At 65.0% G+C, this 20,143-nt stretch carries 23 protein-coding genes; 4 read left to right on the plus strand and 19 right to left on the minus strand.

The window, feature by feature from the left end:
• Positions 1-26 precede the first annotated feature (26 nt).
• On the plus strand, positions 27-935 hold the full coding sequence (locus tag JN279_RS07220) for a LysR family transcriptional regulator (RefSeq protein WP_202352400.1): 909 nt from the start codon (positions 27-29) through the stop codon (positions 933-935).
• Here the strand turns inward: JN279_RS07220 and JN279_RS07225 are convergent.
• From JN279_RS07225 to JN279_RS38145, 4 genes are all read right to left on the minus strand, one after another.
• The gene (locus JN279_RS07225; protein ID WP_202352401.1) at positions 899-2,074 is read right to left on the minus strand and encodes an MFS transporter; all 1,176 of its coding nucleotides are present in this window, start codon (positions 2,072-2,074) and stop codon (positions 899-901) included. The two genes, JN279_RS07220 and JN279_RS07225, sit on opposite strands and share 37 nt — an antisense overlap.
• Before the next feature lie 176 nt (positions 2,075-2,250).
• Positions 2,251-2,559, minus strand: coding sequence for a DUF1244 domain-containing protein (locus JN279_RS07230; RefSeq protein WP_096458051.1), 309 nt, complete (start codon positions 2,557-2,559; stop codon positions 2,251-2,253).
• Positions 2,560-2,570: 11 nt separating this feature from the next.
• Positions 2,571-3,368: an N-formylglutamate amidohydrolase gene (locus tag JN279_RS07235; RefSeq protein ID WP_202352402.1), complete on the minus strand. Its 798-nt coding sequence runs from the start codon at positions 3,366-3,368 to the stop codon at positions 2,571-2,573.
• 143 nt (positions 3,369-3,511) lie between these two features.
• Positions 3,512-3,700 carry a hypothetical protein gene (locus JN279_RS38145; RefSeq protein WP_244734830.1) on the minus strand — a complete coding sequence of 63 codons (189 nt, stop codon included), beginning with the start codon at positions 3,698-3,700 and terminating at the stop codon, positions 3,512-3,514.
• Here JN279_RS38145 and JN279_RS07240 point away from each other — a divergent pair.
• Positions 3,657-4,103 (plus strand): DUF1036 domain-containing protein, encoded by a 447-nt coding sequence (locus JN279_RS07240; RefSeq protein WP_244734696.1) that lies wholly within the window; start codon positions 3,657-3,659, stop codon positions 4,101-4,103. The two genes, JN279_RS38145 and JN279_RS07240, sit on opposite strands and share 44 nt — an antisense overlap.
• On the plus strand, positions 4,100-5,536 hold the full coding sequence (gene pyk, locus JN279_RS07245; RefSeq protein WP_096451118.1) for a pyruvate kinase: 1,437 nt from the start codon (positions 4,100-4,102) through the stop codon (positions 5,534-5,536). The genes JN279_RS07240 and pyk overlap by 4 nt, the downstream gene beginning before the upstream one ends.
• 62 nt (positions 5,537-5,598) lie before the next feature.
• Here pyk and JN279_RS07250 read toward each other — a convergent pair whose 3' ends face one another.
• The 4 genes from JN279_RS07250 to ykgO all read right to left on the minus strand — a co-directional run bounded on the left by JN279_RS07250 (position 5,599) and on the right by ykgO (position 8,119).
• Positions 5,599-6,063 carry a hypothetical protein gene (locus tag JN279_RS07250; RefSeq protein ID WP_202352404.1) on the minus strand — a complete coding sequence of 155 codons (465 nt, stop codon included), beginning with the start codon at positions 6,061-6,063 and terminating at the stop codon, positions 5,599-5,601.
• 1 nt (position 6,064) lies between these two features.
• A complete protein-coding gene (locus tag JN279_RS07255; protein WP_202352405.1) occupies positions 6,065-7,132 on the minus strand; it encodes an alpha/beta fold hydrolase in 1,068 nt (355 codons plus the stop codon).
• Between the two features lie 143 nt (positions 7,133-7,275).
• Complete coding sequence (locus JN279_RS07260) at positions 7,276-7,884, minus strand: tetratricopeptide repeat protein (RefSeq protein ID WP_202352406.1); 609 nt, start codon at positions 7,882-7,884, stop codon at positions 7,276-7,278.
• Between the two features lie 109 nt (positions 7,885-7,993).
• On the minus strand, positions 7,994-8,119 hold the full coding sequence (gene ykgO / locus JN279_RS07265) for a type B 50S ribosomal protein L36 (RefSeq protein WP_006327841.1): 126 nt from the start codon (positions 8,117-8,119) through the stop codon (positions 7,994-7,996).
• Positions 8,120-8,351: 232 nt separating this feature from the next.
• Here ykgO and JN279_RS07270 point away from each other — a divergent pair, with 232 nt between their 5' ends.
• Complete coding sequence (locus JN279_RS07270; protein WP_202352407.1) at positions 8,352-8,771, plus strand: lysozyme inhibitor LprI family protein; 420 nt, start codon at positions 8,352-8,354, stop codon at positions 8,769-8,771.
• 15 nt (positions 8,772-8,786) lie between these two features.
• Here JN279_RS07270 and JN279_RS07275 read toward each other — a convergent pair whose 3' ends face one another.
• From JN279_RS07275 to JN279_RS07325, 11 genes are all read right to left on the minus strand, one after another.
• Complete coding sequence (locus JN279_RS07275; protein WP_202352408.1) at positions 8,787-9,863, minus strand: 5-(carboxyamino)imidazole ribonucleotide synthase; 1,077 nt, start codon at positions 9,861-9,863, stop codon at positions 8,787-8,789.
• Positions 9,860-10,357, minus strand: a complete 498-nt coding sequence (gene purE / locus JN279_RS07280) for a 5-(carboxyamino)imidazole ribonucleotide mutase (RefSeq protein WP_202352409.1) — start codon at positions 10,355-10,357, stop codon at positions 9,860-9,862. Before purE ends, JN279_RS07275 begins: the two co-directional genes overlap by 4 nt.
• A 102-nt stretch (positions 10,358-10,459) precedes the next feature.
• On the minus strand, positions 10,460-11,359 hold the full coding sequence (locus JN279_RS07285) for a PfkB family carbohydrate kinase (protein ID WP_202352410.1): 900 nt from the start codon (positions 11,357-11,359) through the stop codon (positions 10,460-10,462).
• Complete coding sequence (locus tag JN279_RS07290; protein ID WP_095201206.1) at positions 11,356-12,231, minus strand: MurR/RpiR family transcriptional regulator; 876 nt, start codon at positions 12,229-12,231, stop codon at positions 11,356-11,358. The genes JN279_RS07285 and JN279_RS07290 overlap by 4 nt, the downstream gene beginning before the upstream one ends.
• A complete protein-coding gene (locus JN279_RS07295; protein ID WP_096451106.1) occupies positions 12,228-13,205 on the minus strand; it encodes an ABC transporter permease in 978 nt (325 codons plus the stop codon). The genes JN279_RS07290 and JN279_RS07295 overlap by 4 nt, the downstream gene beginning before the upstream one ends.
• Before the next feature lie 21 nt (positions 13,206-13,226).
• The gene (locus JN279_RS07300; protein ID WP_202352411.1) at positions 13,227-14,750 is read right to left on the minus strand and encodes a sugar ABC transporter ATP-binding protein; all 1,524 of its coding nucleotides are present in this window, start codon (positions 14,748-14,750) and stop codon (positions 13,227-13,229) included.
• Positions 14,751-14,838: 88 nt separating this feature from the next.
• On the minus strand, positions 14,839-15,891 hold the full coding sequence (locus JN279_RS07305; protein ID WP_096451102.1) for a sugar ABC transporter substrate-binding protein: 1,053 nt from the start codon (positions 15,889-15,891) through the stop codon (positions 14,839-14,841).
• 51 nt (positions 15,892-15,942) lie between these two features.
• On the minus strand, positions 15,943-16,926 hold the full coding sequence (locus JN279_RS07310) for a sugar phosphate isomerase/epimerase family protein (RefSeq protein WP_096451100.1): 984 nt from the start codon (positions 16,924-16,926) through the stop codon (positions 15,943-15,945).
• Between the two features lie 174 nt (positions 16,927-17,100).
• On the minus strand, positions 17,101-18,009 hold the full coding sequence (locus JN279_RS07315; RefSeq protein WP_096451098.1) for an anti-sigma factor family protein: 909 nt from the start codon (positions 18,007-18,009) through the stop codon (positions 17,101-17,103).
• Entirely contained in the window at positions 18,006-18,545 is a 540-nt protein-coding gene (locus tag JN279_RS07320) for a sigma-70 family RNA polymerase sigma factor (protein WP_096451096.1), read from the minus strand. The genes JN279_RS07315 and JN279_RS07320 overlap by 4 nt, the downstream gene beginning before the upstream one ends.
• 373 nt (positions 18,546-18,918) lie before the next feature.
• Positions 18,919-20,124, minus strand: a complete 1,206-nt coding sequence (locus JN279_RS07325; RefSeq protein WP_096451092.1) for an aminotransferase class V-fold PLP-dependent enzyme — start codon at positions 20,122-20,124, stop codon at positions 18,919-18,921.
• Positions 20,125-20,143: the final 19 nt, after the last annotated feature.

The raw sequence follows: 20,143 nt of genomic DNA on the forward strand, positions 1-20,143 counted from the left end.
TATGCAGGTTTGATATTCATTATTGAATGGCAGACATCGACTGGAACCTGATCAAAAGCTTCGTCACGGTCGCGGAAACCGGCAGCCTGTCAGCCGCCGCGCGAAAACTGTCGGCCAGCCAGCCGACGCTCGGGCGTCACATCGGGGAGTTGGAGCAGGCGCTCGGTGTCACCCTGTTCCGGCGTGGGCGCAACGGCTATGCACTGACGGAAGCCGGGGCCACGCTGTTCGAGCGCGGCAAGGCGGTCAGCGAGCAGGCAAGTGCTTTTTCACGGCTGGCGCTGGGCTCGGTCGAGGCCATCGAAGGCACGGTGCGTATCGCCGCCAGTGAAGTGGTGGCGGCCTATGTGCTGCCCGACATGATGGCACGGCTCGGCATTGAGGAACCCGGCATCGAGGTCGAGATCGTTGCCTCGAACCAGGTCGAGAACCTGCTGCGCCGGGATGCCGATATCGCCATCCGCATGGTCAAGCCGGCGCAGAACGAACTGGTGGCGCGCAAGGTCTGCGACATCCCGCTCTGCGCCTGCGCGGCGATTTCCTATCTCGACCGGCGTGGCCGCCCGCTCGTGCCGGCCGACCTCGTCGATCACCCGCTGATCGGTTTCGATCGCAGCGACGAGATGATCCGGGGCTTTGCGCAATTCGGCCTCCCGGTCACCCGGAGCAGTTTCCGGTTCAGGGCCGACAACCAGATCGTCCTGTGGGAGGCGGTGCGGGCGGGAAACGGCATCGGCCTCGGCCAGGAGCCGCTGGCCGACCGCGATCCGCTGGTGGAGAAGCTGCTGCCTGGCCTGCCGCTGCCAAGCCTGCCAGTGTGGCTCGCCATGCATCGCGATGTGCGCAGCAGCGTGCGCATCCGCCGCGTGGCGGATTTCCTCCACGAGGAGCTGAAGCGCTATTCGGCGGGGGCGGCGGCGAATTCGGCGCGGTGAGCGAGGCCCGCCATCAGCAAGACGACGATCAGCAGCACCGACATTGCGACGAAGATCGGCCCGAAGCTGGAATGCTCGGCGACGAAGCCGATCGCGGACGGGGCCACCAGAATGCCGGAATAGCCCATGGTGGTGACAACGCTCATGCCAGTGCCCGACGACATGCCTTCCTGGTTGCCGCCGGCCGAAAAGATGATCGGCACCATGTTGGCGATGCCGAAGCCGCACAGTGCAAAGGCCGCGATCGCAAGCCAGGGCGAAGGCGACAGGCCTGCAATCAGCATGCCTACGGCAGCGACAATGGCCGAGCCGCGCAGCGTCGCCACCGCACCAAAACGGTTGCGCACGCCGTCGCCGAAGAAGCGCATGATCGCCATGACGCCGGAAAAGGCGGCATAGGCGAGGCCGGCGACGGCAAGGTCGGCGCCGAGTTCCTGCCTGAGATACAGTGCCGCCCAGTCGAGCACCGCACCCTCGGAGACCATCGTCAGCAATGCCATCAGGCCGACGAGGTAGACAAGCGGGTTCGCCGGCAACGTGAATTTGTGATGCTCGACCGCCTGTGGCCTGTCCTCGGCGACGAGGTAGCCGACGGCAATCGCGATCGCTGCGAAGGCGAGCACGGTCACCACCGCGGCATGGGCGAGGTGACCGTAGTGCTGGATGGCAAAGCCGCCAAGCGCGCCGCCGGCGAAACCGCCGAGGCTCCAGAAGCCGTGCGAGGAGGACATGATGGCGCGGGACAATTTTCGCTCGACCACCACCGCATTCGCATTCATCGCGACATCCATGCCGCCGATCGAGCCGCCGAAGATGAACATGGCGATGGCCGCCAGCGGTACGTTGGGCGCCAGCGCCACGACCAGCAGGCCGAGGCTGCCGCACAGGCCGAACCAGCGCAGCACGCTGCGCGAGCCGTGTTTCGAGATCAGGTGGCCGCACCAGGTCATGGCGGTGACGGCGCCGGCGCCGAACAAAAGGATCAGCAGGCCAAGCGTGAATTTCGAGATGTCGAGCCGGGTCAGGAACACCGGAATCTGCGGCGCCCAGCTGCCGGTCAGGAAGCCATTGGCGAGGAAAATGGCGGCCACGGCCCATCGCCCGCGAATGGCAGTCTGCATGGCGTTCGACGCGATCATCAGGCGAATCCGGTCAGAAAATGGTTTTGCACGGCAAATTAGATCGATTCAATTTTCAGTCAAGAACCGCGTCCGAGCAAGTGCTTGGACCAAGTGCGGACCCTCTGAGGAACAGGGCGGCTTTGGAGATTATCGCAGGCGCTCCTCCCGTCGCAGGGGCGTGCCATATAGAACCGCTAGTGATCCTTCGGCCGCCTGGCCTCGAACTCCGCCTTCTTGGCGTCCGACGCTTCCGTTTGGTTGAGCGCCTGCCATTCAGCATACGGCATGCCGTAGACGATCTCGCGCGACTGGTCCTTGCTTAGATCGACGCCCTCGGCATTGGCCGCTTCGCGATACCAGTTCGACAGGCAGTTGCGGCAGAAGCCGGCGAGGTTCATCAGGTCGATGTTCTGCACGTCGCTGCGTTCCCTGAGATGCTCGACCAGCCGGCGAAAGGCGGCGGCCTCGAAGTCGCGCTTCTGCTCGTCGCTGAGTTCGGTCATCGAAACCTCCGTCATAGCGGCCCGGTGCGCGAGCCGAACATCTTCACGACATGTATATCGGGACGGCGGTCGATGGCGTCAACGATCGGTGCCAGACGCTCGGCCCAGGCGATCGCCCCCTTCTGGTCCGCTATCAGATCCTGGCGGATTTCGATCAGCGCATGGGCATAGCCATTGACGATGGCGTGTTTGAACATGGTGTCGCCGCGCAGTGCGCCGTCATAGGGCTCATTGTCGCCAACAACGAGGTCTTTGTCCTCGGCCAGCATATCGATCAGCGGCCGCGCCACCCGGTCGTCCCGATCCCACAGGATGCCCACATGCCACGGGCGCTGCCTGCCCTGCATGACCGGCGTGAAGGAATGCACCGAGAAGATGAAGGGTGCCTGGCCGGAAGCCTGCGCGACCGAGGCGATCATGGCGCCGACGGCGTCGTGGTAGGGACGGTAGAAGCGGTCGAGCCGCCCTTCGCGCTCCTCCGCCGCGATGGGATAGTTTCCCGGCACCACGGTGCCGTCATAGAGCTGGCGGATGAGCGTCGGATCGTCCTCGCCGCGATTGGGATCGATCAACAGCCGCGAGAAATTGGCGATGACCGCCGGTACGTCGAGCAAGCCGGCGAGTTCACGCGTCACCATTTCAACGCCGATGTCATAGGCGATGTGGCGGTCGAATTCTGCCGCGGGCAGGCCGAGGCTGCCATAGTCCTCGGGCAGGTCGCGGCGGGCATGATCGGCCAGAAGCACGATGCCCCGCTTGCGGTCGCCCTCGACAATGTCGAAAGGCGCGAAAACTGTGGATCGGGTCATTGGCGGGAAATGGTCTGTTCGCTGGCTTCCGGGGAGGGTGCTATCGTCATTCCACGAAGACGACGTGTGCGCAATGCCGTTGTTTGGCCAAGGTTTCCGCTGAAATCTGGCGAGGGGCGACGGATAGTGCGCCGGGAGCCTTCCTAAATCGATTGGAATTGGTCAAAACGGCGCGTTGACATGCGCCCGGACTTTTCCGAAAAGGGGCGCAGAGAGATGCTGATGTGGTTCTTGAGGGGTATTGGGATGGGTTCCGCCGGCAGGCAGCGCATGCGCTCTGCCTTTGCCATGCCGCTCCTGATGCTGACCGTTGGCCTGTCGGCGATGGTCATGGCCTCGCCGGCGCGCGCCGATTTCCGCGTCTGCAACGCCACGCAGAACCTGGTCGGCGTCGGCATCGGCTATCGCGCCAAGGCCGGCTGGATCACCGAGGGCTGGTGGCACATCGAAGGATCGAGCTGCAAGACGTTGATCGAAGGGCCGCTGTCATCAAGGTTTTACTATCTTTATGCAGAAGACGCCGAGCGCGGTGGACGCTGGGACGGCCCGATCAACATGTGCGTGGCTGAAAAAGAGTTCAAGATCGCCGGCGTAAACGACTGCGTCGCCCGGGGCTTCCAGCGCGCCGGATTTCAGGAATATGACACGGGCGAACAGGCAAGCTGGATGGTCCAGCTGACCGATGAGCCCGCAACGGGAGGCGCACCAGCCGCCCCGGGAACAAATAGTCAATGAGACGCAGCCGCAAGGTCAAGATCCTAGCCACAATCGGTCCGGCCTCCTCCTCCGAGGAGATGCTGAAGAAACTGTTCGAAGCGGGCGCCGATGTGTTCCGCATCAACATGAGCCACACCGATCACGAGTTGATGCGTACGTTGGTCGGCCGCATCCGTGCCGTCGAGGAGAAGGTCGGCCGGCCGATCGGTATCCTCGCCGATTTGCAAGGCCCCAAGCTGCGCGTCGGCAAGTTCGCCAATGGCAAGGAAGTGCTGACGCCAGGCCAGACCTTTACGCTCGACGACAATCCCGAGCCCGGCACGTCGACCAGAGTCTACCTGCCGCATCCGGAAATCCTGAGTTCGGTCGAGGCTGGTCACCGTCTTTTGATCGATGACGGCAAGCTCGAGCTGAAGGCCGTGAAGAGCGACGGCAAGTCGATCACCTGCACCGTCGTCGCCGGCACCACGATTTCCGACAAGAAGGGGGTCAGCCTGCCCGATACCGACCTGCCGGTCGGCGCGCTGACCGAGAAGGATCGCAAGGACCTCGACGCGGTGCTCGCCACGGGTGTCGACTGGATCGCGCTGTCCTTTGTGCAGCGCCCCGAAGATCTGGCTGAAGCGCGCAAGATCGCGCGCGGCCGGGCGCTGATCATGGCCAAGATCGAAAAGCCGCAGGCCGTTGCCCGGTTGGCCGAGATCATCGAACTGTCCGACGCGCTGATGGTCGCCCGTGGCGACCTCGGCGTCGAGATGCCGCTGGAAGCGGTGCCCGGCATCCAGAAGCAGATCACGCGCGCCGCGCGCCGCGCCGGCAAGCCGGTGGTGGTCGCCACGCAGATGCTGGAATCGATGATCACCGCACCGGTGCCGACGCGCGCCGAAGTCTCCGACGTGTCGATCGCCGTCTTCGAGGGCGCCGACGCCATCATGCTGTCGGCGGAATCGGCGGCGGGTGCCTATCCGGTCGAGGCCGTGGCGATGATGAACCGCATCGCCACCAAGGTCGAAACCGACCCAACCTATGCCGGCATCATCAACGCCCAGCGCTCCGAGCCGGAAGCGACAGGCGCCGACGCCATTTCACTGGCCGCCCGCGAGATCGCCGAGACGCTGAAACTGTCGGCGATCATCACCTACACGGCGTCCGGCACCACCGGGCTGCGCGCCGCGCGCGAACGGCCGCAGGTGCCGATCATCGCGCTGTCGCCGATCCTCAACACGGCGCGGCGGCTGTCGCTTTTGTGGGGCACGCATTGCGTCGTCTCGCCCGATGCCATCGACCTCGACGACATGGTCAATCGCGCGTGCCGCATTGCACTGGAAGAAGGCTTCGGCAAGCCGGGCGACCGCGTCATCATCACGGCCGGCGTGCCGCTGAGGACACCCGGCTCGACCAACATGCTGCGCATCGCCTATGTCGGGTCGGAAACGCAAGGCAGCCGTTAGAGCGGTTCATCCTTCACGGAAACATTGGCCGAGCGCCTTTCAAGAGTGCGGCCCGAATGGCTTCAAGCCGTCGCGATCCTGAGCGCTCTTGCCGCAGCTCCAGCGTGGTCTATGCGTTGAAGAAACCGGCGCGCACGAAGAACGGCGTGATACAGATACTGATCCGGACCCAGCATCTTGCGCTGATTTAATTCGGCCGTGTCGAGCAAGTTGAAATCGACCTTCTCGATCGTGCAGTGCCAACCGGCGCTGTGGGAGGCCCAACCCCTTCGATGATGATCCAGGAGGCGGTCGCGGCCGGAGTAACCGTGGTAGTCGAAAGCGATGACGCCGTTCGTCACGTAGATATGGTTTCCCGCGAAGCTCTCGGCCGGAAGGATACGTTCCGCACAAAATCCTTCAAGAGGCGGATGTTCGAGGAACGTGCCGGCGAGAATGTGGCACGCGCCGTAGCCGAAGAAGATGCGATCCGGCAGCGCCCATCGCTTTTCCGGGTTTTTCTTGATGCCATGCTTGAGGACATACATGTCAGGTCGGCGCGAGCTCGGCGTGCGGTTCCTTGATGTCGGCGCACTTGCCCACACCATAGGCGTCGCCGGCAATCCGGGCCTCCACCGTTCTGGCCATCGCCTCCAGGTCGACATCCTTGCCGGCGATCTTCTCGATGGCGCCGACGGCGAGGTCGGCGGCGATCCAGTCCGGCTTGTGGCCGAGATTGTGTACCCAGACGAGTTCAGCGCCCGAGATGTCGCGTACCAGGCCGGCGGAATGGATATGGGCGTAGACGACCTTGTCGCGGTCGCCGGAGATGACGACGGTCGGCGCGGTGATCTGGTTGTAGTGCGGTGCGGCGCCAAGCGCATAGGCGTAGAGCCCGGCAACGTCGGCGGCGTTGGCGCGAAAGGCTGCAGGCCGCAACACCAGCGGAATCGAGGCTGTGTTGAGATAATTGTCCGGCACCTTGTTGGGTGAGAACACGCAGGTCGTCGCATCGGCCATCTGAAGCGTTCCGGCCGGATAGGTCAGTGTCTCGGAAAACAGCCGGCCAATCACCGGAACGGTGGTCAGATCGTAGTACCAGGATGTCGCGCCGCCCGGCCAGGGATGGGTTGCCGGCGCCAGGAAGACGAGACCGAGCGTCTTGTCGGCATGCTCGCGGCCGAAAGCCGCCGTCACCACGCCGCCGAAGGAATGGCCGACGATGATCGCCTTCTTGATGCCAAGACGGTTCATCAGGGCGGCGATGGTGGCGGCCTGCGCCGACGGATCCTCATTGTTGCCAGGGCCGCGCCCCGACCAGCCATGACCCGGCCGGTCGAAGAACAGCATCTCGGCCCGGCCCTCGAGCAGTGGCCTCAGCGGCAGCATCTGATCCCTGAGATTGGCGCTGGCACCGTGGATGAAGACGATCGCTGGCAGCTCCGCATTGGCGGGTGCCGGAATGTGGACATAGTGGATACGGGCGCCGTTGATATCGGCGAATTCTCCGATCGGCTGATAGCGACGCTCGATAAGCCACGAGCCGGCACGGGTGACGCCGACCAGGACAAGGATGAATGCGAGAAGGAAGGCGAAGGCGGCGTAGATCAGGTTCATGCGGGGATATACGGAGGTGGGCTGGGATTGGTTTTGGGGGAGGGCAGTAGGGCAGTAGGGCAGTAGGGCAGTAGGGCAGTAGGGTGAGTGTCCCGAGGTACCCCTACTGCCTTACTGCCCTATTCCCTTACTCCCTTCAGGGATCAAATTCCCTCGCCAGCAAGCTCTTCGGAAAGTGTCGCGACCTGGTCCTGGGCGCTGCGCATCATCGGGTAGATGGCCAGCACCTTCTGCCAAGCCTCGAGCGCCGACTGTTTGTGGCCGGTCAGTGCCATGATCTGCGCCAGACCCGACAGCGCGCCGAAATGGCGCGGCTCGAGCTGCAGCGTGCGGTCGATGTCGGCCATCGACTTGCCGTAGTTCTTCATCATGAAATGCACTGTGGCGCGCCGGTTCCAGCCTTCGGCATAGGTCGGCTGCAAGGTCACCACCTGGTCGAGGAAATCGAGCGCGACGTCGAATTTCTGGTTATCCATCGCCTTTTGCGACCACAGCATCATCAGATCGATCGAGGCGCTGCCGGACTGGAACCATTCGCTCCAGATGTTGCCAGCGATGCGTTCGGCGGCTTTTTCGTTGCGTTCGCGCTTGAGGTCGGAGAACAGCTTGTCGAGCCGGGCCTGTTTGGTCATCGGCGCGGCGGGAGCCTCCGGGGCAGCCGGCGCTGCGGGCTGATCGTCCGCGGCCCAGACCGGCACGCTTATGGCGCCGGAAACAGGGAGAGCTATCAAAAATGCAAAAAGAATCCGCATCGCCCGATCCTAGTCCCGGGCGGCGGAACAGCAAAGTGATTTTAGCGCGAGAAGGTCGGCAGGCCGACAAGCATCAATGGGCGGAGGCGAAAAGCCTCCGGCCGAAAGCTCAGCCCTGGCGCGCCTTGTAGCGCGGGGCGGTCTTGTTGATGATGTAAACGCGGCCCTTGCGGCGAACCAGCTGGTTGTCGCGGTGACGCGCCTTGAGCGCCTTGAGCGAATTCTTGATCTTCATGGTCTTGCCTGTCGGTGTGGACCCGGTCCCGGGTCGAAATTTTAAGGCGCGCCAGAAGACGCGCCTTTTCAACGGTGGGTGGCTCATAAACGAGGAGCCTTGTCCGTGTCAACCGCAAGCGTGCTCCACACCCCCATATCATCAAATATCCGCCATGTCGGCTCCCTCGGCATTGCACGGTCCCAGGCGGGCTGGGATGATGCCTTGGTTTCAAGTGATTTGGGGGATGACCATGCGCCGAACATTCCTGTCTGCCTGCCTTGTCTTGCTGGCGGGAGCATCGGTTGCACGCGCGCAGGAATGCGACCGCTCCGACGACAGCCAGCAGATGATGAACATCTGCGCCGGCGAGGACTATCAGGCCGCGGACGCCAGGCTCAATGCCGCTTATCAGAACCTGATCAGCTCCGATGATGCCGACAGCAAAAGATTGCTGCAGGCGGCACAACGCGCCTGGATCGCCTTCCGTGACGCCGAATGCGCGCACACCACCGCCGCCAGCGCCGGCGGCTCCATCCACGCGATGGAGGTTTCAGAATGTCTGACCAGGCTGACCAATGAGCGCATCAAGCAGCTCGCCGCCTCGGCCAATTGCGAGGAAGGCGATGCGAGCTGCGCCAGTCCCGACGAGAACAGCGACGAGGTTCAGTAGGTTGGCTTCAGGGCGTTAAACGCGGCGGCTGATGCGGGTGAAATGGCCCATCTTGCGGCCGGGCCGCGCCTCGGCCTTGCCGTAGAGATGCAGCATCAGGTCTGGCTCGGCGAGCAGGGCCGGGACGCGCAACACGTCGTCGCCGATCAGGTTTTCCATCACGCAATCGGAATGGCGGTCCGGGCTGCCCAGCGGCAGGCCGGAAACGGCGCGGATGTGCTGCTCGAACTGAGAAACGATGCAGGCGGCCTCGGTCCAATGGCCGGAATTGTGGACACGCGGGGCGATCTCATTGGCCAGCAGCGAACCGTCGGAAAGCACGAAGAACTCGACACCGATGACGCCGACATAATTGAGCGCCGACAGGATTTTTGCCGCTGCCGCACGCGCTGCATCAGCCGTTTCGGGTTTGACATTGGCCGGCAGGGTCGAGGTGTGGAGAATGCCGTGGCGGTGGACATTCTCGGTCGGATCGTAGGCAGCCACGGCGCCATCCAAGCCGCGCGCTGCAATCACCGAGATTTCGCGCTCGAAGGGCACGAAGCTTTCCAGGATCAGCGGCACATTGCCCATCGCCTCGCAGGTGCCGGCAAAACCGCCCGTTTCCATGTTGCGGAAGACGCGCTGGCCCTTGCCATCATAGCCCATGCGCCGCGTCTTCAATATGCCGCTGCCGCTGAATGCTTTCAGCGCCGACGTCAGTTCCTCGTCAGTGTCGACCGGCCGGAAGTCCGCGGTGGCAATGCCGATGCCGTTGAGGAATGTCTTTTCGCTCACCCGGTCCTGCGCCACGTCAAGCGCGCGCGCTGGCGGATAGACCGCAACCTTGGCGGCAAGCGCTTCTGCCGCCGCGACCGGCACGTTCTCGAACTCGTAGGTGACGACGGAACTTGCCGCCGCCAGTTCGGCAAGGGCGACCGGGTCGTCATAGGGGGCCGTTATCTGCCGGTTGGCGACCTGTGCCGCCGGACAATCCGCCTGCGGCTCCAGCACGATGGTGCGGTAGCCGAGGCGGGCGGCCGCCATCGCCAACATGCGGCCGAGCTGGCCGCCGCCAATGATGCCGATGGTCGATCCGGCGGGCAGGCTCACGGCGTATCCGTCGGCTCAGTGGCGACCTTGGCGGTCTGCGAGGCGCGCCAGGCATCCAGGCGCTGGGCAAGCTTGTCGTCGTAGAGCGCCAGCACGGCGGCCGCCAGCAGGGCCGCATTGGCCGCACCGGCCTTGCCGATGGCCAGTGTACCCACCGGAATGCCGGCCGGCATCTGGACGATCGAGAGCAGCGAATCCTGTCCCGACAGCGCCTTTGATTCCACCGGCACGCCGAACACCGGCAGCGGCGTCATTGCCGCCGTCATGCCAGGCAGATGCGCCGCGCCGCCAGCGCCGGCGATGATCACCTTGTAGCCGGCGGCCTTGGCGCCCTTGGCGAAATCATAGAGCCTGTCAGGCGTGCGATGCGCGGAGATGATCAGCCGTTTGTGCGGAACGCCCAGCGCCTCCAGCGTTTCGGCCGCCTGGCGCATCGTTGCCCAGTCGGACTGGCTGCCCATGATGATGGCGACGTCGGCGCGTTGGTCGTTCAAGCTTCTGCTCCCCGGCGACAAAGGCGCGCCTTAGCGGAATTCGCGCGAGGCTGCAAGGATAGGCAGGCCTGCTTGCAGTCCGGCAAGGCGGAAACCGGCCCACTAGAGGCCTTGACGCTCGGCCTCGGGCGTCGAGACCAGCAGGGCCGAAGCGGCGTTGGCGGCGGTGACGGCCGCCCGTATGTCCTGCCCACGGGCAAGTGCCGCGGCCAGCGCGCCGACGAATTCATCGCCCGCGCCATGGGTGCTGACAAGCTTGACCGGGATGGCGGGAAGAGCGAAGGCCTCGCCGGTCCTGTCGCAGCAGGCGACGCCCTCGCCGCCCGCCGTGACGATCGCCACGGGACAGAGATAGACCAGAAGCCGTGCCGCCTGCGCGGCGCCGTCGAGCCTCTCGACCACCGCCATGCCGGCCAGGAATTCCGCCTCGATGGCATTGACCACGAGGATGTCGACCAGCGCGATTAACTCGTCGGAAAGCTTGCGCGCCGGGGCCGCGTTGAGCACGACGTAGCCGCCTTGCGCCTTCACGGCGCGAGCGGCGGCAATGTTGGCGGCTTCCGGCACTTCGTTCTGCAATAGAAGCACCGTCGTCTGGGCTATCATCCCGGAAGCCGAGGTAATGTCGACATCGCCGAGCGTCAGATTGCTGCCCGAGACGATCACCGCGCCATAGTCGCCGCCTGCGTCGAAGATCGCCACGCTCATGCCGGAGCCGGCGCCCGCGGCCACCCGCACGAAGCGGCGGTCGACGCCGCCGCGATCGAGATTGGCCAGCAGCGCACGGCCGAAATCGTCGTCGCCGACGGCGCCGATCATTGCGGATCTGGCGCCGGCCCGTGCCGCTGAAACCGCCTGGTTGCCGCCCTTGCCGCCGCATTTCGGGTGCCAGGCCTGGCCGGTCACCGTCTCGCCCTTGCGCGGGCGATCGGGGGCGTCGACCATGATGTCGTAATGCAAACTGCCGAAGACGGTGACCAGAGGCGTTTTCGGCAGCGTCATGAGCCCCGGTCTTTTCGTTTCGACGTGACCGCCGACATGGTGCGGCCAAGATTGCGCTCCGCCGCCTGGTAGTCGCGTTGCGCCACCGCCACGAACAGTGCGTCGAGTATGTTGAGCTGGGCAATGCGCGCCGCCGCGTTCTCGCCCATCAGCGGCGAGCCTTGCGCGGTCGAGCACAGCACGATGTCGGCGATCTGGGCCAGCGGCGAGTTGTCGTAATTGGTGATGGCCAGCGTGCGTGCGCCATTCTTGCGCGCGAGCTGTATGGCGTCGATGACGGCCGAGGTATTGCCGGAATGCGAGAAGCCGACAGCGATGTCATCCGCGCCAAGCAGCGAGGCCGACATCAGCATCATGTGCGAATCGTCGTAGACCGATGCGCGGATGCCGATCCGCAGGAATTTGTGCGAGACGTCGCGTGCGATCTGCGCCGAACCGCCGACTCCATAGAAATCACGGTTCTTCGCCCGGAAGAGCAGCTCGGCGGCACGGTCGAAATCCTCGATATCGAGGATGGCGAGCGTCTCCTCCAGCGCCTGGATCGAGGTGCGGAACACCTTCTGCACGATCTCCGCCGAACTGTCGTCGGACGACAGTTCCTGATGCATCTCGGCCGTCGGCAGGCGGCTGTATTCATAGACGGCGGTGCGGAAGTCGCGATAGCCGGAGAAGCCGAGCTTCTTGGCGATCTTGACCACCATCGCCTCGGACACGCCGGACTCCTCGGCGATCTGCTTCAGCGGGATCGTCTCATCGAAGCCGCGCCGGCCGAAGACGGTTTCCACCACCTTCGCTTCCAGCGGGGTGAGATGCGGCATCATCATGCGGATGCGCGGTCCTACCGCTTTCAGGTCCAGCCCGCTCAAGGTCATCCACGCCCCCTCGTCACACGATCGATAAGCATCGCGGCGAGGATTATAAGACCAGTTGCCAAGAGCTGATAGAAGGACTGCACGTTCATCAGCGTCAAACCGTTGCGCATGGCCCCGAGGATGACGGCGCCGAGGATGGTGCCGACGATGCTGCCCTTGCCGCCCATCAGCGATGCCCCGCCGATGGCCGCGGCGGCAATCGCGTCGAGTTCCCAGAGATTGCCGAGGATGGGTTCGGCCGCACCCAGCCGGCCGATCAGGATCTGCGCGGCCAGTGCCGCCAGCAGGCCCGAGATCATATAGGCGGCGATCTTGGTGCGGGCGATCGGCACGCCGGCAATGTAGGCCGCCTCCTCATTGCCGCCGACGGCCAGCAGATACTCGCCGAACGGCGTCTTCTTCAGCATGATCCAGGCGATGACAGCGACGCAGGCGACGATGATGACCGCCAGAGGCAGGCCGAACAGCGAGCCGTTGAAGATGGCGCGGAAGCTGGCGGGCAGGCCGAGCACCGGATTGCCGCCGGTATAGATCAGCGCCAGCGCTCTGTAGGTGCTCAGCGTTCCCAATGTCACGATGAAGGGCTGCAGGCCGACATAGGCGACAAGAACGCCATTGACGAGGCCGCAGAGCAGCCCAATGGCGAAGCCGGCGGCGATGGCCAGCGGAAACGGCACGCCTGCAATCAGCATCGAGGCCGAGATGACGGCCGAGAGCGCTGCCGTCGGTCCAACCGACAGGTCGATGCCGCCGGAGATGATGACCAGCGTCATGCCCAGCGCCAGGCAGGCATTGATGCTCGACTGCTGCAGGATGTTGATCAGGTTGCGCTCGGCAAAGAAGCCCGGCACCAGCGCGCCGAAGACGGCGAGGATCACCAGAAGGCCGATCAGCGTGCCGGCGTCGCGCATGGAAAAGCGCTGCAGGATGGCAGCGCCCGGCCGCGCCGGTACAGCTTGCGATAGGTCAGACATGGGCAATCCTGTTCTTCTTTTTCATGCGCCGGCTCCTTGCGCGCCTGACCGGCCGGCCGGGCCTTGCGACTGGGGTATGGCGTGCGCGGCGATCGCCTGCTCGCTGAGGCTGGCCCGGTCGAGTTCGGCGGCAACCGCCCCCTCGCGCATCACCAGCACGCGGTCGGCGAGCCTGATCACCTCGGGAAGTTCGGACGAGACGACGATGACGCAGTGGCCTTCAGCGGCGAGCTCTTCGATCAGATGGTAGATTTCCGCCTTGGCGCCGACATCGATGCCGCGCGTCGGCTCGTCGAACAGCAGGATACGCGTTCCCGCCGCCAGCCAGCGGCCGATGATCGCCTTCTGCTGGTTGCCGCCGCTGAACATGCGGATGGGCCGGTCGAGCAGGAAGGGCCTGAGATTGACCCGCTTCATCTTCTCCCCCGCCACGCGCCTCAGCATGGCGTGGTCGATGACGCCGTGCCTGGCGAAGACGCCCATCGAGGCGAGCGCCATGTTGGAGGTGACCGGACGCAGCGGCACGATGCCTTCACGCTTGCGCTCCTCCGGCACCAGGCCGATGCCGGCGGCAATCGCATCGCGCGGGCTGGACAGCCGGACTGCCTTGCCGTCGATCTCGACGGTGCCCGACGAGGCGCGGTCGGCGCCGGCGAGCAGCCGCAGCAGCTCGGTGCGGCCCGAGCCGACCAGGCCGGCAATGCCCAGCACCTCGCCGCGATGGAGGTCGAAGGAGATATTGCGGACCTTCGGCGAGGACAGCCCGCGCACGCCGAGCCTGACATCCCTGGTGGCGTGGGAGCGGTGTTCTTCCTGAGCAAGTTCGCGGCCGACCATCATCGACACCACGGCCTGTTCGGAGACCCCTGCCAGATCGGCGGACTCGATGACGACGCCGTCGCGCATGATGGTGGCGCGCCGGCAGATGCCGAACACCTCGTCCAACTTGTGTGAGACATAGACGACGGCGACGCCGTCGCGAGCGAGGCCTTTGATGACTTCGGCCAGCCGCTCGAACTCGCTCGGGGTCAGGCTGGATGTCGGCTCGTCCATGGCGATGATCCTGGCGCGGTCGAGCAGCGCGCGGGCGATCTCGACGATCTGCCGCTGCGCCACCTTCAAGCTGCCGAGCGGAGCCGCCGGATCGATGGTCGCATCGAGCGCGGCAAGGGCCGAGGCGGCGCGGCGCTCCTGCTCGCGCCGGGCGACGAAGAGGCCGCCGTGCGTCAGCGGATGGCCGAGGAACATGTTCTGGGCGACGCTGAGGCGCGGCACCTGCTGCAGTTCCTGGTGGATCATGGCGACACCGGCGGCTCGCGCTGCGACCGGGTTGCTGAGCGCCACCGGCACGCCGTCGATCAGCACGCGTCCGGCGCTCGGCCGGTAGACGCCGGACAGGATGCGCAGCAACGTCGACTTGCCGGCGCCGTTCTCGCCGAGCAGGCCATGGATTTCGCCGGCGCCGACCGAGAAGGACACGTCGCTCAGTGCCCGCACGCCCGGAAAGTCTTTTGAAATGCCCTCGAATTGCAACCGGGGTGACATGGGATCCTGTTCCGCGGGCAAGGGTGCCAGCAGGGAGCGAAATGTCCTGGCCGGCACCCGCCGCCCCGCCTTTAATCGGGTCGATGCCCTACTGGCCGGCGGCCGCGTCCTCGAGCAGCGCCTTGCGTGCTTCGGGGCCGGAATAGCGGTCGGCATTGTCCTTGGTGATCAGCGCCTGCGGCGTGGCGACGACACGCGGCAGCTTCTGCCCAGCCACCAGTCGCAGCGCCGCTTCGAGGGCCACCTCGCCGGTCAGCACCGGGAACGAGTCCACCGTGCCGGTCAGTTCGCCGGCGCGGATCGAGGCATAGGCGTCGGAAATGCCGTCAGTGCCGAACACCGCGACCTTATCCTGCAGGCCGGCAGCCTTGACCGCCTCGACGATGCCCAGCGCCATGCCGTCATTGTTGGCGTAGAAGCCGATCAGGTCGGGGTGCTGCTGCAGGATGTTGGTGGCGGCGTCATAGGACGTCTGGCGATCCCAATTGCCGGGCACGCTGGCGACGACCTGGAATTTGCCGCCCTCGGAGATGGTGGACTTGAAGCCGTCGGTGCGCTGGACGGCGGCATAGACGCCCGCCTGGCCCTCGACGATGGCGACCTTGCCGCCATTCGGCCGGTTCTTGATGAACCATCTGGCGACGCGCACGCCATTGTCACGCTGGACATTGCCGACATAGTGCTCGGCCTGCGGAATGACGGCGTCGTTGACGTTGACCACCGGCACGTTGGCGGCCTTGGCCTGTTCCATGATCGGCTGCAGGTTGGAATCGGTCTGCGGCGAGACAAGCAGGACGTTGTAGCCCTGCGTGACTAGGCCCTCGGCGATGGTGAGCTGGCCGAGCTGGTCGCCCTCGTTCTGCGCCGCCTGGTAGACGACGGGCACGCCGATCTTGTCGCCGAAGGCCTTGTAGCCTTCGCCGAGCGAGCGCCAGTATTCATTGGTCAGCGTCTTGGAGACGGCGCCCGCCTTGGTGCCTGCGGGCAGTTTGGGGAACGCGCCGAACTTCGCTTCGAGCTGCGACCAGTCGATGCGATCCTTCTCGGTGTCGGAGTTGAGCGGCGCAAGATCGGCGCTATAGGCCGGTGCAATGGCGAGCGCCATCAGTGTGGCGGTGGCGGCGGCAAGCAGAAACTTCATGGTCTTCCTCCCTGGTTTGAAAACGGCGGTGTGGTTGAGCGGCTTCGGCGGTCAGGCCCCGAGCATGATCTCCTGCACGATGGCCTGCGTGGCGACCGCGTCTTGGCGGTCGATGGCGGATGACAGACGGTTGTCTCTGTCGAGTCGCTCAACGACGCCGAGCATGCGCTTGACGGTGGCGATGTTGACTTCGCATTCGCGCACCGGATCGAGCCCGGTCATGTCGGGAAAGGTGTCGAAGTAGATGGCGCCGGCGTAGCCGTCGCGGCGGATCTGGCGCAGCAATTCGATCGTCTGCAGCGTGTGCACGGCGCCGACCATCAGACCGTCGTCGCGCTTGGCGTAGCCGTCATTGAGATGCACGCCAAGAAGCTTGCTGTGCCGGGCGACGAGGGCAGCGGCAAAGGCTGGCTGCTCGTCGGCATAGAGGACGTGAGCGAAATCGAGGGTGACGCCGAGATTGGGCAGGCCGACCTCACGGATCGCCAGCAAGGTGGTCGCGGCGTCCGGCATCAGCGAATAGGAACGCGGCTCGTTGGGCTTGTACTCCAGGCTGATCTGGCAGCCGGGATCATGCGCGGTCACTTCACGAATTCCATCGATTTCGTGTTGCCAGAGCGTCGCATAGTCGGCCTGAAAGGCGTAGTCGAAGCCATCCTGCCCCAGCCACAGCGTCATCAGGCTGGCACCGGCTTCACGCGTGGCGTCGATGCCCGCCTTGGTCAGATCGATGGCCTCGCGGCGCACCGCCGGATCGGGATTGGTGAAGGCGCCGAGCTTGAAGGCGGGGTTGGAGTAGTAGCGCATGGCAAAGCCATTGATGGAAAGCCCGAGATCGCCCAGTTTGCGCGCGATTTCCGCAGGCTTTTCACCGACATGGTCAGGAAAATTGAGGTCTAGATCGGTAAGCCCCTCGACCTTGGCGGCGCGCGCCGCCATCTGCATCAGCGACGGCTTGCCGGTAAGATCGGGCCATTCGGCCTGCGGCCGCGAGGCAAAGGAATTCAGGCGCGTGGCGAAACGATGGGCGGTCATGGATGATCCTTTAATCACCACGACTTCACATAAATACGAATATTTGTAAAGTTATTGTTTTGAAGGAAACGGCGAGCCCGGCGATCTGGCTTGCAGCCAGGGACAGGCGCGCTGGCATTCCCGGTCGGGCGAGTGCCTCAGAGCGTTAGAATCAAAAACGGGACAGGGCTGCCCTCACACCGCTGCCTTGCGGAAGCGGGCGACGAAGTCGTCGAGCTCGGGGCGTTCCATGTCGGAGATCGCCCAATAGGAGAAGGCGCCGTCGCTCCAGTGCACCATCGAGAAGCCGCCGGATGAAAGGTCGTCGGGCTGGGTGGTCTTGCCGCCCTGCTGCGGTTCGGCGACCAGCGTGATCAGGTGCTCGCGATGACGGTAGACCAGGGCCGGCACCGGCCGGCCTGAGATCACCTCGACCCGGCCACCGATCAGCGCGAAGCCGTCCTGGGCAAGGTCGGGCGCCGGCGGCGAGACGCCGATGCGGGCGTCGAGCCAGGGCTTCACCGTATGGCGGTCGGACGAGACGATGTCGATCGGGCTCGCGGCAAGCAGGCTGCGGCGGTGGCCGCTGGCAACCGCCGCGGCAAAGCCGTCCTCGACGCCGCTCTGCATCACCCATTGCGTCGCCCCGCTGGCCAACACCGCGCTGATCATGATCGAGGCGGCCATGGCGCGCCAGTCGAATGAGCCGAAGCGGCGCGCCCTTGACGATGGCCGCGCCTGAGAAGGACGTGTTCCGGCTTCTCGTCGCTGGCCGCCGCCAGCGCCTGCTATCAATCCGGGAAGTGCCGATAGCGTGCCGCGCTGCGGCTCGGCCGTCTCGGCTTGTTCCTGCCGTTCGGCGCCTGCCATGCCGATCGACGCGATGCGGGCCCGAAACGCGTCGCTGACATCGGGACGCGGCAAGCGGCTGACAGTGCCTTGCAAGGCGACAATGCGGGCATGCTCCGCGGCAAGCCTGGGGTCGGCGGCGATGCGCCGTTCCACGGCAAGGGCGGCCGCCGCGTCAAGCTCGCCATCTACAAGGGCATGGATCATGAGTCTGATACCTTCGGGATCGTTGGGCAGTCCGTCGTCGTGCGTCATGACGCTCTCCCCAATTCAGACGCCAGTAGGCCGCGCGCACGGGCAAGCCTGGACATCACCGTGCCGATCGGTACGGCAAGCATGGCCGATATTTCGCGATAGCTGAGGCCGTTGATATCGCGCAGCACCAGCGTCTCGCGAAATGGCTGCGGCAGGGCTGCGATCGCCGCCTCGAGTGCTGCTGTATCGGCCCTGGCGATCAGGCTCGCCTCCGGGCCGTCCTCGTCCGGCAGGCTGGTGCCGTGTGCGGCGGCCATGTCGTCGAGATCGCCGAGGTCGCCGACGGCCATCATGGCGCGCGGCCGGTTGCGTGCCATCCAGGTGTAGGAGGTGTTGCGCACGATGGTCAGCAGCCATGCGCGGGGGTTGCCGCCGGCATAGCCTGATATGCCGGCATGCGCCTTGATGCAGGCGTCCTGGACGACATCCTCGGCGTCGGCGGCATTGCCGGTCAGCCAGCGGGCCAGCGCCAGCGCGTCGCCGAGATGCGGCAGCACCACTTGGTTGAAGCGCTCTGCCAGGGCCGTCTCGCTCAAAGCAGCACCATGATCCGATACTCCGGGCCGTGCCGCCTCAAGATGCGACGGCGACCTTGCCCTGCTCGCAGGGCCAAAGCCCCCGGGAACAGGCAGAGCCACCTGCCTTGCTGAAAGTGAATTCATCTGCGTCACCGGTGTCAAGCGCCACAAAGGAGAGCCTGACGGCGATCATGCCTGCCATCTCACGGCGGCAGCCGACGCTGCAGCCGTGTTCGCTGTTCCTGCAATGATGCGGCATGCCGGTCTCCTCAACGCCAGACGTGGCGTATGCCGAGCAGACCTGTCGCGGAGACGGTTTATTCCCGCCGCCCGCAAATCCGGCTGATCACAGTCGCGTGATCACTGGTGTTTGGAGCTGTTGACTTGGCGCTCAGTCCGGCCACTTCAAGACGCCAGACGAATCCTTGCGTGCGGCTTTCATCGCATCGGCCGGGCGGTCCTTCGCGGTAAGTGTGGCCCGCAGGCGTTCGGCGACGATCTCCGCTTCGCCGGGATGCAGGTTGCAAGGGTCGAGGAAGAAGTGGCCGCGCTCGACCTCGTGGTTGCGCACGATGATCGGCGGTGAGCCCGCGGCCAGCGCCGAGGCGAGGCCGGCGGCGCTGAAGCGGCTTTCCGGCGATACGAAGATCTGCAGGCGGTCGAGCGGATTGGCGGTCGGGTCGGGAATGATCTTGGCAAAGATGCCCGGCAGTCCTTGCAAAGCGTCCTTCCAGAGATTGAGCGCCGCCTCCTCGCGCCGGCGGATGCCGGCGTGGTCGCGCTTTTCCCAGGCTTCGAGTGCCGCCATGGTGCCGGCGATGCTTTCCTTGCCGACCTTCATGGCCCGCGCCACGCCGCGGTTCTGCAGATAGGCTGAGCGCACCAAGTCCTTGCGACCGGTGACGATGCCGCTGGTCGGCCCTGAGAGGAATTTGTGGCCGCTGTAGATGACGACATCGGCGCCGCGCGCCAGGAAGCCGCGCAGATCGTATTCGGACGCGGCATCGACGATCACCGGCACGCCCTTGGCGTGGCAGATCTCGCAGAATTCCTCCAGCGACAGCATGCCGTACTGCACCGTGTGGTGGGCAACGACGTAGAGGCCCGCCGCCGTCCGCTCGTTGATCGCTTCGCGCACATGGTAGTCCTGGGTGACGCTGACGGTGCCTGCCGGGATGACTTTGGCGCCGGCGACGCGGATCGACTGGTCGATCGGTGCGCCGTAATTGACGATGTGGCCCAGCTGGATGACGACCTCGGACTTGAGACCGCCTGTGTCGTCGGGCAGACGCTCGATGGCGAGCAGGTTGGTTCCCGTCATCGCGCCGGCGATCGCCATGGTGATGCCGCTGGCACAGCAAGCGGTGATGAAGCCGGCCTCGCCGCCGGTGAGGCGCGCGACGATGGTGCTCGCGGCACGCTGCAGATCATCCATTTCCACCCATTGCGAAGCCATTTCGGCCATGGCGCTGATCGCCTCCGGGACGATGATCGACGCGCCGAGCGCGGTCATGGTGCCGGAGACATTGATGATCGGGCGAAGGCCGAGCCGTTCGCGGATGGTGGTGTTGGAGCCGGCGGCGGAAGTGGTTTTCATGTCAGCAGATCCCGTGGGT

The organism is Mesorhizobium sp. 113-1-2, assembly GCF_016756475.1.
Taxonomy (GTDB): Bacteria; Pseudomonadota; Alphaproteobacteria; order Rhizobiales; family Rhizobiaceae; genus Mesorhizobium; species Mesorhizobium loti_C.

What these genes read in the sequence shown, in the direction of transcription:
- JN279_RS07220 (WP_202352400.1), top strand. Translation starts at nt 27, where the DNA reads ATGGCAGACATCGACTGGAACCTGATCAAAAGCTTCGTCACGGTCGCG.
- JN279_RS07225 (WP_202352401.1), bottom strand. Translation starts at nt 2,074, where the DNA reads ATGATCGCGTCGAACGCCATGCAGACTGCCATTCGCGGGCGATGGGCC.
- JN279_RS07230 (WP_096458051.1), bottom strand. Translation starts at nt 2,559, where the DNA reads ATGACCGAACTCAGCGACGAGCAGAAGCGCGACTTCGAGGCCGCCGCC.
- JN279_RS07235 (WP_202352402.1), bottom strand. Translation starts at nt 3,368, where the DNA reads ATGACCCGATCCACAGTTTTCGCGCCTTTCGACATTGTCGAGGGCGAC.
- JN279_RS07240 (WP_244734696.1), top strand. Translation starts at nt 3,657, where the DNA reads ATGCCGCTCCTGATGCTGACCGTTGGCCTGTCGGCGATGGTCATGGCC.
- JN279_RS38145 (WP_244734830.1), bottom strand. Translation starts at nt 3,700, where the DNA reads ATGACCATCGCCGACAGGCCAACGGTCAGCATCAGGAGCGGCATGGCA.
- pyk (WP_096451118.1), top strand. Translation starts at nt 4,100, where the DNA reads ATGAGACGCAGCCGCAAGGTCAAGATCCTAGCCACAATCGGTCCGGCC.
- JN279_RS07250 (WP_202352404.1), bottom strand. Translation starts at nt 6,063, where the DNA reads ATGTATGTCCTCAAGCATGGCATCAAGAAAAACCCGGAAAAGCGATGG.
- JN279_RS07255 (WP_202352405.1), bottom strand. Translation starts at nt 7,132, where the DNA reads ATGAACCTGATCTACGCCGCCTTCGCCTTCCTTCTCGCATTCATCCTT.
- JN279_RS07260 (WP_202352406.1), bottom strand. Translation starts at nt 7,884, where the DNA reads ATGCGGATTCTTTTTGCATTTTTGATAGCTCTCCCTGTTTCCGGCGCC.
- ykgO (WP_006327841.1), bottom strand. Translation starts at nt 8,119, where the DNA reads ATGAAGATCAAGAATTCGCTCAAGGCGCTCAAGGCGCGTCACCGCGAC.
- JN279_RS07270 (WP_202352407.1), top strand. Translation starts at nt 8,352, where the DNA reads ATGCGCCGAACATTCCTGTCTGCCTGCCTTGTCTTGCTGGCGGGAGCA.
- JN279_RS07285 (WP_202352410.1), bottom strand. Translation starts at nt 11,359, where the DNA reads ATGACGCTGCCGAAAACGCCTCTGGTCACCGTCTTCGGCAGTTTGCAT.
- JN279_RS07290 (WP_095201206.1), bottom strand. Translation starts at nt 12,231, where the DNA reads ATGACCTTGAGCGGGCTGGACCTGAAAGCGGTAGGACCGCGCATCCGC.
- JN279_RS07295 (WP_096451106.1), bottom strand. Translation starts at nt 13,205, where the DNA reads ATGTCTGACCTATCGCAAGCTGTACCGGCGCGGCCGGGCGCTGCCATC.
- JN279_RS07300 (WP_202352411.1), bottom strand. Translation starts at nt 14,750, where the DNA reads ATGTCACCCCGGTTGCAATTCGAGGGCATTTCAAAAGACTTTCCGGGC.
- JN279_RS07305 (WP_096451102.1), bottom strand. Translation starts at nt 15,891, where the DNA reads ATGAAGTTTCTGCTTGCCGCCGCCACCGCCACACTGATGGCGCTCGCC.
- JN279_RS07310 (WP_096451100.1), bottom strand. Translation starts at nt 16,926, where the DNA reads ATGACCGCCCATCGTTTCGCCACGCGCCTGAATTCCTTTGCCTCGCGG.
- JN279_RS07315 (WP_096451098.1), bottom strand. Translation starts at nt 18,009, where the DNA reads ATGACGCACGACGACGGACTGCCCAACGATCCCGAAGGTATCAGACTC.
- JN279_RS07325 (WP_096451092.1), bottom strand. Translation starts at nt 20,124, where the DNA reads ATGAAAACCACTTCCGCCGCCGGCTCCAACACCACCATCCGCGAACGG.